This window comes from Pseudovibrio sp. FO-BEG1 (assembly GCF_000236645.1).
GTDB lineage: Bacteria > Pseudomonadota > Alphaproteobacteria > Rhizobiales > Stappiaceae > Pseudovibrio.
On record NC_016642.1, the window covers coordinates 1084747 to 1099084 of the forward strand.

Genomic DNA, 14338 nt, shown 5'->3' on the forward strand with positions numbered 1-14338 from the left:
GAGTACATTAGTCAAACAACGAACACATTACCGTATCTCTGCGGGACTTGGCGCGGATGAACTTGGGTTGGTCATCGACAAGACCAGCAATCTCCAACACAAGCTTCATGCGGATTGCATCACTGAAGCCTTCCTTGGAGCGCACAGGAATCGAAAATGCGCCCGGACCGCCAATGACACAGTCCTCATAATAATGGTCCAGATGCAGCATGGACTGCCAGGAGATGCTCTCTTCCTTCAGCATCAGCGGCAAGCCATTGACCGTAACACCCTGCGCGATCGCAGCATCGCGCGCTTCGGTCACTGCACTACCCTGATTGTTCGGACCATCGCCGGAAATGTCGATGACACGACGCATGCCGTTATACTCATTGGCCGTAACCAGATTGACCGCTTGCGTCAGAGCCGAGGAAATGGAGGTACGTTGTACGCGGCGCAAAGGTGCCTCCGCGATTTTGCCAGCAAACTTGCCAGCCGAAGCCTTGTCTGAAATGATGGTCCAGTCCGCGACAACAAAGTGCTCGTCCTTGCCGCCCCACTCCATATAGGCAACAGCAATGCGACCGATGGGGCCGTATTTGATCGCATCAAGCACCTCGTCAGATGTCAGTGCCGCAACATACCCTTCTCTCTGAACGCGCTGTTCCTCCGGGTCCATACTTTGCGAAATGTCCACGGCCAGAACCAGTTCAAGGTCCACTTCCTTGGACATGTCGAAGTTCAAAGATGCATGAGTGTTAGAATTAGCCAGGATGGGGGTTGAGAACAAGAAACCACCAAGTGCGAATGCGCCCGCAATCGCTTTGAGGGTCTTTGTGCACATGGGCCGCATTTTCAGCCTCCTTTTTTACAAGGTTCAGGGTGTCCCGGTCACGACCTCCCCACCTCAATTTTTTATTTTGCTGTAATCGGCACTGAGCTAACGAAAACAGGTTACATCCATAGTATTCCTTAGGTCATCCATGAATGTGGAAGACCATTCACTAGCATTGATATATATAGGGTTGTATTAAGCTGGCTCTGTCGAAAATAACTGTTTGATTTGCCAGTAAACGCAATCTGAAGATTTTGCGGCGACAAATGATTGCCGAGTTAGTGCGTTGAAAATATTTTGTTTATTTCACTAATATTCAGAGTTGATCAAATGTTACATAAAGTTGATTAATTTCTTCATGATCGCTTTGCGATTTGGTCTCTCAGAGTGAGTCGACACCTAAGTAATTTCCGCAAGTACTTGAATCGAAACTATTTGATTTTATTAGTATGGCAAAAACAGTGGTTTAGTTAGCTAGCAGTAAGATTCTGCAAATCGCGACCTTTATTTCCTTGACCTTCCGTTTCACCTAATGCAAATGTGTGTTTGAAATATTTCTCACCTCGTGAAGAAATATTCTTTTCTGATTTGGGGGAGTGCTCAGAAGCTCTGAAACTGGGCATTTCAGACGGAAATTTGGGAATGGATTCTGGAGGAATCTCCAGAAAACCATATAGGAATATAAGAGGCTAGACCATGAAGGCAGACGAATGGACCACATCTTTGGCCATTAGAGCCGCTTGGATGTCTTTCATTGGCCGAAGCACTCAGGGGGAGATTGCTGGCCGCCTTGGGGTTTCTCCTGCAAAGGTTCACCGCCTAATAGCACATGCTCAAAAAGAAGGCTTGATAAAATTTCATATCGAAGCCCGGCCTTCTGAATGCGTTGAATTAGAACAATTTCTCTGTAAGCGAATGAATCTGGAAAATTGCTTTATCGCTCCAGATCTTGGCAGCGGCGACGAAGCCGACTCTTTCACGGCAGTTTCATCTTTTGCTGGCCAATATCTTCATTCACTTTTTACAACAAACCCGCCTAAGCGCATCGGCGTAGGTATGGGCCGGACGCTCCAGTCCACCATCGAGGCTATGCCTCGTGTCCACCTTCCTGAGCTTGAGCTGCTGTCTGTATCCGGCTCGCTCACCCGCCGCCTCTCTGCCAACCCGTATGATGTTGTGCAGCAGCTTTGCGCAAAAACCGGTGGTGAAGGTTTCTACCTTCCTGTTCCGTATATCGCTGAAACTAAAGCAGAAAGAGACACTTTCGTTTCTCAGGGCGCAGTGCAGGAACTGCTCTCCAAAGCGAAGGCTGCTGAGCTGTTCATCATCGGCATCGGGTCTGTAGAGAAGGAAGGTCACCTGGTACAGCGCAAGCTGATTACCTCAGAAGAACGCGAAGAACTGCTGGACAGCGGCGCGTGTTCTGACGTGATGGGCCGCTTTGTCGATATTAACGGCAATGAAGTGTCCTGTTCTCTAAACGAAAAAGCAGTCGGATTGCACTTTGATGAAGTCCGTAAGGCGCATGTCGTCGCAATCGTTGGCGGTTACCGCAAAGCGAAAGCAACACTGGCGGCACTTGCGACCGGTATCATCAAAGATCTGATCATCGACGAGGTATTGGCCAGAGAACTCGCTGGCCTGCTGAAAGAGAACGAGCTCGAAACAACAGCATAAGTTGGAAGCCCGTTCTTTTAAGGAAGAGCCCTTTCCGCTCTAAGGAAAGACTATAATAAGGAAGAAACCGTGAAAACCACAACAATCCTCGGTGCAGTTGCCCTGGCAGCCGTCATGACGACAGGAGCAATGGCAGAAACTTTCAAGCCCGCAGTCGTTTACGACTTCGGCGGTCGTAATGACCGGTCTTTCAATGAAGCTGCTTACAAAGGCGCATTGCAGTTTGAAGAACGCACAGGCGTAAAGTTCCGCGATTTTGAGATCCAGAACCCATCTCAGCGTGAACAGGCTCTGCGTAACTTCGCTCGTCGCGGCCTCGACCCGATCATCACGATTGGTTTTGCTCAGGCAGCAGCGCTGGAGAAAGTTGCGAAAGAGTTTCCTGACACGCACTTCGCTATCGTTGACGCAGTTGTAGACCTGCCAAACGTACGTTCCATCGTCTTCAAGGAAGGCGAAGGCTCGTTCCTCGTTGGTCTGCTGGCAGCAATGGCAACTGAATCCAACACCATTGGTTTTGTTGGTGGTATGGACATTCCGCTGATCCGCAAGTTTGCATGTGGCTACAAGCAGGGTGCGAAATACGCGAAGCCTGACATTGAAGTCATTGAAAACATGACCGGAACCACCGGCGCAGCATGGACAGACCCACTCAAGGGTGGTGAGCTTGCACGCTCTCAGTTCGCACGCGGTGCAGACGTTGTGTTCCACGCAGCTGGCCTCACCGGCACTGGTGTTCTTCAGGCAGCAGCTGACGAAGGCAAACTTGGTATCGGCGTAGACTCCAACCAGAACCACCTGCACCCAGGTTCCGTTCTGACATCCATGATCAAGGGCGTAGATGTAGCTGTCGATAAGACACTCACCGACGCACAGGAAGGTAAGTGGACTTCTGGTGTTGAAGTACTCGGCCTTGCTGAGAATGGTGTTTCCTGGTCTTACGATGAGTACAACAAGCCGCTTATCAGTGAAGATATGAAGTCTGCAGTTGAGCAGGCAAAGATGGATATTATTTCTGGCAAAGTAGAAGTTCACGATTACATGGTGGATTCTACCTGCCCGTTCTAATTTAATAGAAGTGCCCGCACTACCTGGTGTGGGCATTTTCGCTTACGGTTGTTCTTCGGGACGACCACTTCTTCGGGGCTTTGATGTTCTGAAGGAAATTATGAGGGACTTGCGCCCCTGTAGCCCACGTAGAGATTTCAGCCTTTGGGAGCGAAGGTTGAGGGGGAAACGAGGAAACTGCATTGGGATCTGTTCGCTGCTTCTCCTGGGGGTGGGGCAAAGCTTTTGAAACGGTGTACTTCGAAAGCAGGGAATAAGATCGATGCGCAAGTTATTGATTTGATAGACCAGAAAGGCCGGGCAACAGTGGCTGAAAGCAATGTACCTGCCATCGAGTTAATTGGCGTAAGTAAGAGTTTTGGGCCTGTTCAAGCGAACAAGGACATTGACCTTGTAGTTGGAAAAGGTTCCATTCACGGGATCATTGGTGAGAACGGAGCGGGTAAGTCCACCTTGATGTCGATCCTCTACGGCTTTTATCACGCCGATAGCGGAACAATTAAAGTCGATGGTAAGGCAACCACTATTCCTGATTCGAAGAGCGCGATTGCGCAGGGCATCGGTATGGTGCACCAGCATTTCATGCTCGTCGATCCATTCACAGTTCTAGAAAACGTTATTCTTGGCGCTGAGGGCGGCGCACTGTTGAAAGACGGTGTCGCAAACGCACGTCGCGAACTTAAGCGTTTGGCAGACGAATATGACATGACAATTGACCCAGACGCAGTCGTGGGTGAATTGCCAGTTGGTTTGCAGCAGCGCGTAGAGATCCTGAAGGCTCTTTACCGTGGTGCAGACATTCTCATCCTTGATGAGCCTACAGGTGTGCTCACACCTGCTGAAGCTGATCACCTCTTCCGCATCCTTCGCGTTCTGCGCGATCAGGGCAAAACAGTTTTGCTGATCACCCACAAACTGCGCGAAATCATGGACGTGACCGATACGGTTTCCGTGATGCGTCGTGGTGAAATGGTTGCATCACGCAAAACTGCTGAAACTTCCATGGAAGAACTGGCCGAACTTATGGTTGGCCGCAGCGTTCTCCTCGAAGTTGATAAGCCTGAAGTGGAAGTTGGCAAGCCTCTCCTTAAAGTGGAAGGCCTCAACGTACGCGACGAGCGCGGTGTTCTGCGCGTGAAGGACGTATCCTTCGAAGTGCGTGCAGGTGAAGTTCTTGGTATCGCAGGCGTTTCCGGTAATGGCCAGTCAGAGCTTCTTGCTGCTCTTTCCGGTATTACCCGCGCTGAAAGCGGTAAGATGGAACTGGTTGGTGAGAAACTGGATCTTTCTGAAGCGCATGATGCAGCAGAGATGCGCCAGCGCGGCATGAGCCACGTGCCAGAAGATCGCCATCGCATGGGCTTGATCAACGCGTTCGCAGAGTACGAGAACTCCATTCTCGGCTACCACCGCGAACCAAAGTACTCAAAAGGTCTGTTCCTCGATAAGGGCGCGATCCGCAAGGAAGCAAACGAACGCATCGAGAAGTACGACATCCGTCCTCCAACCACTGAAATGGCAGCTGCGAAATTTTCAGGCGGTAACCAGCAGAAAATTGTTCTGGCACGCGAAATCGAATGCGACCCGGACGTTCTGCTGATTGGTCAGCCAACCCGTGGTGTTGATATCGGTGCGATTGAGTACATCCATAACCGGATCATGGACATGCGTGCCCAAGGCAAAGCAGTCCTTCTTGTATCCGTAGAACTAGACGAAATTCGCTCTCTCTCAGACCGCATCATTGTCATGTTTGATGGCAACGTGGTCGGTGAGCGTGGGGCCGAAGCAACAGAGCAGGATCTTGGTCTCCTCATGGCTGGTGTCAATCAAGAGGCAGCAGAATGATCATGAACAACCTGTTTCACAATAATATTTGCTCTGACCTGACATTTGGGGGAACACAGAAATGAGTAAGGGGCAACTTCCTCGTTGGGTTGATTACGGTCTGCTACCGGCCCTCAATCTGATCGCGGCATTCATCGTTTCTGGCTTGGTGGTTGTAGTAATTGGCGAAGACCCGTTCGAAGCTGTTAAATGGCTCGTATGGGGCGCTCTGGGTTACGGTGAAGGCATCGGCTACACCCTGTACTACGCAACAAACTTTATCTTTACCGGCCTGGCTGTGGCAGTCGCTTTCCATGCTGGTCTGTTTAACATTGGTGGTGAAGGTCAGGCCTACGTAGGTGGTCTGGGTATCGCTCTGGTCTGTCTTGCTATGGACCGCTTCGTTCCATGGTGGATCACATTCCCGTTTGCGATCGCAGGCGGCGCGCTCTTCGGTGCAGCATGGGCATTCATCCCAGCGTATCTGCAGGCTAAGCGCGGATCCCACATCGTTATTACGACAATCATGTTCAACTTCATCGCATCCGCGCTGATGGTGTACCTGCTGTCTAACGTCCTGATCCCTCAGGGCACCATGTCTCCTTCCTCCCGTAACTTCGAGGCTGGTGGTCAGCTTCCGCTGCTCAGAAACGTCTTCACAAGCTTCGACTTCGGTCAGTCTCCTGTGAACCTGGCGTTCTTCCTGGCTCTCGCAGTTTGTGTGGTTGTCTGGCTTCTCATCTGGCACACCAAGCTCGGCTACGAAATCCGCAGCTTTGGTAAGAACCCTGATGCAGCGTCTTACGCTGGTATCTCTCCGGTTCGCATCACCGTTGTAACCATGCTGATTTCCGGTGCTCTTGCTGGTCTGATGGGCATCAACGTTGTGATGGGTGAGCAGACACGCCTGCTTCTCGACTTCGCTGGTGGTGCTGGCTTCGTTGGTATCGCAGTTGCGCTGATGGGACGAGGACATCCGATCGGGATTATTCTCGCATCCATGCTCTTCGGTCTGCTCTATCAGGGTGGCGCAGAACTGGCGTTCGAAATCCCAACAATCTCACGCGACATGATCGTGGTCATTCAGGCCCTGGTTATTCTCTTTGCTGGTGCACTTGAGCATATGTTCCGCCCAGCAGTCGTAGCGTTCTTCGATCGCTTCTCTTCAAACACAGCAGAAGCTTAAGGAGACGGACATGTTAGACACAATCATTCTTGTTCTCGACAGTACATTCCGCCTGTCAACTCCTCTTCTGTTTGCGTGCCTTGCTGGCCTGTTCTCAGAGCGTTCCGGTATCGTCGACATTGGTCTGGAAGGTAAGATCCTCGGCGCTGCATTCGCAGCAGCTGCAGCGGCCTACGTTTTCCAGAGCCCATGGATCGGCCTGCTTGCGGGCATCATCGTTTCCGTTCTTCTAGCTCTGGTGCACGGTTATGCATCCATCAGCCAGCGCGGTAACCAGGTGGTGTCTGGCGTGGCGATCAACTTCCTTGCAGCTGGTCTGACCGTATTGCTTGGTCAGGCATGGTTCTCTCAAGGTGGTCGGACTCCGGCGCTGTCTCCAGCAACACGCTTTGAAAGCATTACATTGCCATTCGCTGATACTCTGGCGAACGTCCCTGTGCTCGGCCCGATCTATGCAGATCTGATCTCCGGTCACAACATTCTGGTTTATGCATCCTTTGCTGCCGTACCGTTGACCTGGTGGATCGTGTTCAGAACACGTTTTGGCCTGCGTCTTCGCGCAGTAGGCGAGAACCCTTCCGCTGCTGATACTGCGGGTCTATCAGTAACACTGCTACGTTACCGTGCGACAATCATCTGTGGTATTCTCTGCGGGTTCTCCGGTGCTTATCTGTCTGTTGCGCAGGGCGCTGGTTTTATTAAGGACATGAGTGCGGGTAAGGGCTTTATTGCTCTGGCAGCTCTTATCTTCGCTAAGTGGAAGCCAGTGAACGCCATGTTCACCTGTCTCCTCTTCGGCTTCCTTGATGCATTGGCAATCCGTCTTCAGGGCCAGGAAATTCCTGGAATTGGTGAAGTACCTGTTCAGGTCTTCCAGGCTCTGCCGTACGTGCTGACTGTGGTTCTTCTTGCCGGCTTCATTGGTCGCGCAATCCCACCGAAGGCATCTGGTATCCCTTACGTTAAAGAGCGTACATAAGGACAATAATAATGAGCGCATTTGACAAGCTTTTCGAAGAAGCAAAGGCGGCGCGAGAAACCGCCTATGCGCCATACTCCAACTTCAAGGTGGGCGCTGCATTGCTCACCTCTGATGGCAAAGTGGTCTCCGGGTGTAACGTCGAAAACGGCGCCTACCCGGAAGGCACCTGTGCTGAAGGCGGAGCAATCGCGGCCATGATCCGCGGCGGCTCTTCCAAGATTGATGAAGTTGTAGTTCTGGCAGACGCCGCGCTGTGCACACCATGTGGTGGTTGTCGTCAAAAACTTTCGGAATTTGCGAGCAACAAGCAGATCAAGATCCATGTAGCCAATCTAGAAGGTCTGCGTAAAACCTTCACCATGGAAGAACTGCTGCCTGCTGGCTTTGAATTGAATGAACAGATTGAGGATTGATTATGAGCGGATTTGGTAAGGAATCAGCGGAAATTGTACGCGCTGCTCGCCCAGGTGATTACAAAGTTGGGATGATCCTCGGTTCTGGTCTGGGTTCCCTGGCTGAGGAAGTGGAAGACGCAGTACGCGTTCCATACAACCGCCTCACCGGTTTCCCTGTCTCTTCTGTTACCGCGCACGCAAGTGAGCTGGTTGCAGGCACTCTGGAAGGTGTTCCGGTCGTTATTCTGTCCGGTCGTGCACACTACTATGAGAGCGGCAACCCATCCGTAATGCGCACTCCGCTTGAGACCCTCAAAGCACTTGGCTGTGAAACAATCGTTGCAACCAATGCTGCGGGTTCCCTGCGTGAAAACATCAAACCGGGTTCTCCAATGCTGATCAACGACCACATCAACTGGTCTGGTCTGAACCCGCTCATCGGCGAAGAAGACGAGAGTCGTTTCCTCGACCTTTCCGCCGCATACGACCCAGAGCTTCGTGAGCAGCTCAAAAAAGCAGCTGCTGAAGTTGGTGAAGATCTCGAAGAGGGCGTCTACATGTGGTTCTCCGGTCCGTCTTTCGAGACCCCGGCAGAAATTCGCATGTCTCAGGTGCTCGGTGCTGATGCCGTTGGCATGTCCACCGTACCGGAAGTGATTATGTCTCGCTTCCTCGGCATGCGCGTCGCAGCAATCTCCACCATCACCAATATGGGAGCTGGCCTACAAGCCCACGGCCTCTCTCATGATGAAACCAAGGAAATGGCCCCGCTTGGAGCGGCCAAGATCAAAAAGATTTTGCGTGCCTTCCTCAAAAACATGGCTTGAAGGAAACTGGCAAAATGACCGAAGCATCAACAAAAGAAATAGCAAAGCGTGCTCTAGGACTTATCGATCTTACCAACCTGAACGATGACTGCACCGCAGAAGATGTAGCAGCACTTATTGAGCGCTCCTCTACACCTTACGGGCACACTGCAGCCATCTGCATCTGGCCTCGCTTTATTAAGCAGGCAGCTGAACTGCTGAAGAACTCTCCGGTTCGCATCGCAACCGTTGTAAACTTCCCGGCTGGCGGTGAAGACACAGCAGCAGTGATCGAAGAAACCAAACAGGCTCTCGCTGACGGCGCGGACGAAATTGACCTCGTCATGCCATATCGCGCATTCGCAGAAGGCCGTCGCGGTTTCGCTGAAGATCAGATTAAACAGGTTCGTGACGCAATTCCTGCTCCAGCACAGCTCAAGGTTATCCTTGAAACCGGTGAGCTGAAGGATCCTCGTCTGATCCACCTGGCTTCTGAAATTTCTATTGCGCAGGGTGCAGACTTCATCAAAACCTCCACAGGCAAGGTGAAAGTCAACGCAACTCTCGAAGCTGCAGAAATCATGCTCAATGTTCTGCGTGAAACTTCCAAGGAAGATCACCGCGTTGTTGGCTTCAAACCAGCTGGTGGTGTGCGCACTGTAGAAGAAGCAGCTGAATACCTGAAACTGGCTGACGAACTGATGGGCAGCAACTGGGTATCTTCAGCAACGTTCCGTTTCGGCGCAAGTGGCCTGCTCGACGCAGTGCTTGCTGGCATCGAAGGCCGTGATAACGACACTAAAGAGACCTACTGATATGCTTCCTCAAGAAATCGTTCGTAAGAAACGTGAAGGCGAAGTCCTGACTGCAGAAGAAATCCAGTTCTTCGTAAAGGGCATCACCGATAACAGCGTAACTGAAGGACAGGTTGCTGCTCTGGCAATGGCTGTGTTCTTCAAAGGTCTTAGCGTTGACGAGCGCGTCGCTCTGACCCTCGGCATGCGTGACAGCGGTGACGTTCTCGACTGGTCCGACATCGAAGCACCAATCGTTGACAAGCACTCCACTGGTGGTGTTGGCGACAACGTGTCTCTGATGCTGGCACCTGCACTGGCTGCAAACGGTGCTGCAGTTCCAATGATCTCCGGTCGTGGCCTCGGCCACACCGGCGGTACTCTGGACAAGCTGGAAACCATTCCTGGCTACTCCGCAAAACCATCTAACGAACTGTTCCGCAAGGTTGTTCGCGAAGTTGGTTGTGCAATCATCGGCCAGACTGGTGACCTAGCACCTGCTGACAAGCGCTTCTACGGTATCCGTGATGTGACCGCGACTGTTGAGAGCATTGATCTCATCACCGCATCCATCCTCTCCAAGAAGCTGGCAGCTGGCCTTGAAACTCTGGTTCTCGACGTTAAGTGGGGCACCGGCGCATTCATGGCGAACTACGAAGACGCAAAAGCTTTGGCTGAAAGCCTTGTTCTTGTTGCAAACGGCGCTGGTCTTAAAACCACCGCATTGCTGACAGATATGAACGAGTCTCTGGCATCTGCAGCTGGTAACGCGATCGAAGTTCAGAACGCTGTAGACTTCCTGAAAGGCACTCACGTCGACAACCGTCTGTGGGATGTGACCGTTGCAATTGGTGCAGAAGGTCTAGCCAACTCAGGTCTTGCTGACTCCGTTGATGACGGTAAGAAGAAGATGGAAGAAGCCTTCACCTCTGGTAAGGCAGCTGAACTCTTCGGCAAGATGGTCGGTGAACTCGGCGGTCCTAACGACTTCATGGAGAAGCCAGAAGCATACCTTGCGAAGGCTCCTATCCAGCGTCCAGTTTACATGCCGGAAGCGTCTCTGGTTACTGGTGTTGATGCACGTGCAGTTGGTCTTGCAGTTGTTGAACTCGGCGGTGGTCGTCGTGCAGCAGCGGACGAAATCGATCCTGCTGTTGGCCTCACAGACATCGCTGGTGTTGGCACATCTGTAGATAGCGAAACTCCAATCGCTATTATCCATGCACACACCGAAGATCAGGTAGAGCGTGCAGAGAAAGTTCTGCGTGACGCTTACACCTTCGGTTCTGCAGCGGACGTCAAAGAGTTCGACACTATCCGTGACCGTATTGCGCCTTAATCAGCGCAGCTATAATTAACTGGCAGGACAGCCTCTCACCTCATTAGAGCAGACATTATCTGACTGAGAGCTGTCCTCCAAAGACTTAAGGAAACGCGAATGCCACGCGCAATTATGTGTGTACTCGACAGCTTCGGTATCGGCGCAGCCGACGACGCTGACAAGTTTGGCGATGTCGGCTCCGACACCCTCGGTCACATTGCCGATGCATGTGCAGAAGGTAAAGGCGATAAAGAAGGTCTGCGCAGCGGTCCTCTGTCTCTGCCTAACATGGATCGTCTTGGACTGGGCGCTGCCGCTCGTGCATCCACTGGCAAAGACGTTAAAGGCCTGGATTTCTCCGGCACACCAGAATCCCATTGGGGTTTTGCTGCTGAAGTTTCCAACGGCAAAGACACACCATCCGGTCACTGGGAAATCGCTGGCGTACCAGTCACTTTCGACTGGGGCTACTTCCCGGATGAAAAACCATCTTTCCCTGCTGAGTTGGTCGAAAAGATCATCGAAGTGGGCGAGCTGCCAGGCGTTCTGTGCCTGACACATGGTTCCGGTACTGTCGTTATTGAAGAGTTCGGTGAAGAGCACGTCAAAACCGGCAAGCCAATCATCTACACCTCTGCGGACAGCGTTCTGCAGATTGCAGCACACGAAGAGAGCTTTGGCCTTGAGCGCCTGCTGGACCTCTGCGTGAAGTGCCGCACGCTGGTGGACGATTACAACATCGGTCGTGTGATTGCTCGTCCGTTTGTTGGATCTAAGGAAGCTGGCTTCGAGCGTACTGCAAACCGTCGTGACTACTCTGTTCTTCCTCCGGCTCCAACTGTTCTGGACCGTCTGGAAGACGCTGGTCGTCAGGTGATTGCAGTCGGCAAGATCTCCGACATCTATGCGGCTCAAGGCATCACCAAACTGCTGAAAGGCGCTGGCAACGATCAGCTCTTTGACCGCACTTTGGAAGCAATGGACTTGGCGAAAGACGGAGACCTTGTGTTCTCTAACTTCGTCGACTTCGACATGCTGTACGGCCACCGCCGTGACGTACCGGGTTATGCCGCAGCTCTGGAACACTTCGACAAGCGTCTGCCAGAGATGATCGAAAAGATGAACGACGGCGACCTGTTGATCCTGACTGCTGACCACGGTTGTGACCCAACCTGGAAAGGCACAGACCACACCCGCGAGCACGTGCCTGTGCTGGCTCTGGTGAAAGGCGAGCAGGGTTCCGACATCGGAAAACGCCCGACTTTTGCTGATATCGGTGAGTCTGTTGCCAAGCATCTTGGCATTTCAGCTGGCGAAAACGGAAGGAGTTTTCTGTAGATCCAGCCGGGATATTTGAAAATAAGCCGGGCAAGCTCCGTTTGCCCGGTTTAGTGTACCGCGATATATTTCCGAATTGCCTATGATTTGCAAATGGTAAGGATGCAGGGAGAGGCATCCGTCGTGTTACATTAGAGGGGAATGCAGCATGCAGGCTCGCAAGTTTACTGCACAGCAAGATGGAAGCTTAACGCCGGAGATGAAGAAGGCGTTTGAAGAAGATGGCTTCCTCGTTCTTGAAGGATTTGCATCTCCGGAAGAATGCGATCAGCTTAAAGCACGCATGAACCAACTGATCGACGAATTCGACCCGTCATCGGTTGCGTCCGTTTTCGAAACCAATGCCCAATCCCATGCGAAGGACGCTTACTTCCGCGAAAGCGGCGATAAGATCCGTTTCTTCTTTGAGGCTGAGGCATTTGATGAGAATGGTGCTCTGACAAAGGACAAGCATCAGGCGTTAAACAAGGTGGGCCATGCCCTCCATGACTACGACCCGGTGTTTGAACAGTTCTCACGTTCTCCCAAGATGGAACGTGTTGCAAAAGATGTTGGGCTGGTAGAGCCGTTGCTCGCGCAGTCCATGTACATCTTCAAGCCACCGCACATTGGTGGCGAAGTAAACAACCATCAGGACTCCACTTTCCTCCACACAGCGCCGTTGACCTGCACAGGCTTCTGGTTCGCTTTGGAAGATGCGGATGAAACCAATGGTGGTTTGTATGGCGTTCCAGGCGGTCACAAAGGGCCACTGCGCAAACGCTTCCATTACAATGGCGAAGCCCTCGTGATGGAAACCCTAGACGAAACCCCACTCGAAAAATCTGAGGAAGACGCTGCACCGTTGGTCGCCCCGAAAGGAACTCTCGTCATCCTTCACGGACTGGTGCCGCACAAGTCAGCTCCGAACCGCTCTGACAAATCCCGTCACGCCTATGCAGTTCATATGGTAGACGGTACAGCAAAGTGGTCGGACGATAACTGGATTGTTCGGGCTAAAGACAAGCCAATGCACGGATTTTAAGAAATGAGACCAAAGCAGAATGTGGTGCCACGCGCTGAACTGCACTGTCATATTGAAGGTGCTGCACCTCCAACGCTCGTAAGAAAGCTGGCTCAACGCTATGATGTAGATCTGGGTGATCTGTTCGACACCAACGGAGCCTACAGCTGGCATGATTTTACCACCTTCATTCAGCAGTACGATGTAGCCGCATCCCTGTTCCGTCGCCCAGGCGACTACGCAGAACTCGCTGAAACCTACTACAAAATGCTGGCCGCTGAAGGCGTGATCTACGCGGAGGTGTTTATCTCCCCGGACCACGCTGTCAAAGCTGGCCTGAGCTATCAGTCCTATCTGGAAGGCCTTGTCGCTGGTCTTGAACGCGCAAAAGCAGACACCGGCATCGAAGGCCGCCTTGTCCCACTTGGCGTACGCCATGAAGGTGCTGAGTCCGTTGAAGGCGCGATCAAAGCCGTCATCGACAACCCGCACCCAATGGTCACCGGTTTCGGTCTGGCAGGTGATGAGCGCATCGGCCCTGCAAAGGACTTCGAGAAAGCCTTCGCAATGGCGCGCGAAGCAGGTCTGGGCCTCACCGCACACGCAGGTGAGTTTGGCGGTGCCGAAAGCGTTCGTGATGCACTGGATTACCTGAAGATCACTCGTGTTGGTCACGGTGTCCGCGCTGTTGAAGATGAAGCACTGGTTCAGCGTCTGGTGGATGAGGAAATCACCCTTGAGGTGTGCCCGCACTCCAACATCGCGCTCGGTGTTTACTCCAACCTGCGCTTCCACCCGGTGAACATGCTGCGTCAGGCTGGTGTCCGCATCACCCTGAACTCCGATGATCCGCCATTCTTCCACACGACCCTGGGCCACGAATACGTGGAAACCTCTCGTGTGTTTGGTTGGACTCGCGACATCCAGAAATCCATCACGAAGAACGCGCTGGAAGCGGCGTTCGTGGATGAGGAAACCCGTGCTGTTCTTCTAAAGCGTTTGGACACTTTAACTGAAGAAGCATGAGTTTTTGCTTGAGTTGAGTGTGCATAAGCGGGAAAACTGGCATAGCCGGGTTTCTTATGCTCAAAACCTCAGAGCGTAGCTTGAAAAAAGCCCGTACCTCCATA

The 14338-nt window shown here is 52.3% G+C and carries 13 protein-coding genes; 12 read left to right on the forward strand and 1 reads right to left on the reverse strand.

Features of this window, described 5'->3' with window-relative positions; all coding sequences use genetic code 11:
• Positions 1 to 7 precede the first annotated feature (7 nt).
• On the reverse strand, positions 8 to 832 hold the full coding sequence (locus tag PSE_RS05050) for a DUF1194 domain-containing protein (protein WP_208998090.1): 825 nt from the start codon (positions 830 to 832) through the stop codon (positions 8 to 10).
• Positions 833 to 1558: 726 nt separating this feature from the next.
• On the opposite strand from PSE_RS05050, the gene PSE_RS05055 reads away from it, so the two are divergent.
• The 12 genes from PSE_RS05055 (at position 1559) to PSE_RS05110 (ending at position 14234) form a co-directional block, all read left to right on the forward strand.
• Positions 1559 to 2491, forward strand: coding sequence for a sugar-binding transcriptional regulator (locus tag PSE_RS05055; RefSeq protein ID WP_014283869.1), 933 nt, complete (start codon positions 1559 to 1561; stop codon positions 2489 to 2491).
• Positions 2492 to 2560: 69 nt separating this feature from the next.
• Positions 2561 to 3559, forward strand: a complete 999-nt coding sequence (locus PSE_RS05060; protein WP_008552342.1) for a BMP family protein — start codon at positions 2561 to 2563, stop codon at positions 3557 to 3559.
• A gap of 306 nt (positions 3560 to 3865) precedes the next feature.
• Positions 3866 to 5404 (forward strand): ABC transporter ATP-binding protein, encoded by a 1539-nt coding sequence (locus tag PSE_RS05065; protein ID WP_008552295.1) that lies wholly within the window; start codon positions 3866 to 3868, stop codon positions 5402 to 5404.
• 61 nt (positions 5405 to 5465) lie between these two features.
• Complete coding sequence (locus PSE_RS05070) at positions 5466 to 6569, forward strand: ABC transporter permease (RefSeq protein WP_008552481.1); 1104 nt, start codon at positions 5466 to 5468, stop codon at positions 6567 to 6569.
• Between the two features lie 10 nt (positions 6570 to 6579).
• Entirely contained in the window at positions 6580 to 7548 is a 969-nt protein-coding gene (locus PSE_RS05075) for an ABC transporter permease (RefSeq protein WP_008552286.1), read from the forward strand.
• A gap of 11 nt (positions 7549 to 7559) precedes the next feature.
• The gene (gene cdd / locus PSE_RS05080) at positions 7560 to 7964 is read left to right on the forward strand and encodes a cytidine deaminase (RefSeq protein ID WP_008552457.1); all 405 of its coding nucleotides are present in this window, start codon (positions 7560 to 7562) and stop codon (positions 7962 to 7964) included.
• A gap of 2 nt (positions 7965 to 7966) precedes the next feature.
• Complete coding sequence (locus tag PSE_RS05085) at positions 7967 to 8773, forward strand: purine-nucleoside phosphorylase (RefSeq protein WP_014283870.1); 807 nt, start codon at positions 7967 to 7969, stop codon at positions 8771 to 8773.
• A gap of 14 nt (positions 8774 to 8787) precedes the next feature.
• On the forward strand, positions 8788 to 9567 hold the full coding sequence (gene deoC / locus PSE_RS05090) for a deoxyribose-phosphate aldolase (protein ID WP_008552310.1): 780 nt from the start codon (positions 8788 to 8790) through the stop codon (positions 9565 to 9567).
• Between the two features lies 1 nt (position 9568).
• A complete protein-coding gene (deoA, locus tag PSE_RS05095; RefSeq protein ID WP_008552418.1) occupies positions 9569 to 10885 on the forward strand; it encodes a thymidine phosphorylase in 1317 nt (438 codons plus the stop codon).
• A 99-nt stretch (positions 10886 to 10984) separates the two neighbouring features.
• On the forward strand, positions 10985 to 12205 hold the full coding sequence (locus tag PSE_RS05100) for a phosphopentomutase (RefSeq protein WP_014283872.1): 1221 nt from the start codon (positions 10985 to 10987) through the stop codon (positions 12203 to 12205).
• Between the two features lie 148 nt (positions 12206 to 12353).
• Positions 12354 to 13229 (forward strand): phytanoyl-CoA dioxygenase family protein, encoded by an 876-nt coding sequence (locus PSE_RS05105; protein WP_014283873.1) that lies wholly within the window; start codon positions 12354 to 12356, stop codon positions 13227 to 13229.
• Positions 13230 to 13232: 3 nt separating this feature from the next.
• Positions 13233 to 14234: an adenosine deaminase gene (locus tag PSE_RS05110; RefSeq protein ID WP_008552500.1), complete on the forward strand. Its 1002-nt coding sequence runs from the start codon at positions 13233 to 13235 to the stop codon at positions 14232 to 14234.
• Positions 14235 to 14338 lie beyond the last annotated feature (104 nt).

Excerpts from the sequence above, each read along its gene's own strand:
- PSE_RS05050 (WP_208998090.1), bottom strand. The coding sequence starts at position 832 with ATGCGGCCCATGTGCACAAAGACCCTCAAAGCGATTGCGGGCGCATTC.
- PSE_RS05055 (WP_014283869.1), top strand. The coding sequence starts at position 1,559 with ATGTCTTTCATTGGCCGAAGCACTCAGGGGGAGATTGCTGGCCGCCTT.
- PSE_RS05070 (WP_008552481.1), top strand. The coding sequence starts at position 5,466 with ATGAGTAAGGGGCAACTTCCTCGTTGGGTTGATTACGGTCTGCTACCG.
- PSE_RS05075 (WP_008552286.1), top strand. The coding sequence starts at position 6,580 with ATGTTAGACACAATCATTCTTGTTCTCGACAGTACATTCCGCCTGTCA.
- cdd (WP_008552457.1), top strand. The coding sequence starts at position 7,560 with ATGAGCGCATTTGACAAGCTTTTCGAAGAAGCAAAGGCGGCGCGAGAA.
- PSE_RS05085 (WP_014283870.1), top strand. The coding sequence starts at position 7,967 with ATGAGCGGATTTGGTAAGGAATCAGCGGAAATTGTACGCGCTGCTCGC.
- deoC (WP_008552310.1), top strand. The coding sequence starts at position 8,788 with ATGACCGAAGCATCAACAAAAGAAATAGCAAAGCGTGCTCTAGGACTT.
- deoA (WP_008552418.1), top strand. The coding sequence starts at position 9,569 with ATGCTTCCTCAAGAAATCGTTCGTAAGAAACGTGAAGGCGAAGTCCTG.
- PSE_RS05100 (WP_014283872.1), top strand. The coding sequence starts at position 10,985 with ATGCCACGCGCAATTATGTGTGTACTCGACAGCTTCGGTATCGGCGCA.
- PSE_RS05105 (WP_014283873.1), top strand. The coding sequence starts at position 12,354 with ATGCAGGCTCGCAAGTTTACTGCACAGCAAGATGGAAGCTTAACGCCG.
- PSE_RS05110 (WP_008552500.1), top strand. The coding sequence starts at position 13,233 with ATGAGACCAAAGCAGAATGTGGTGCCACGCGCTGAACTGCACTGTCAT.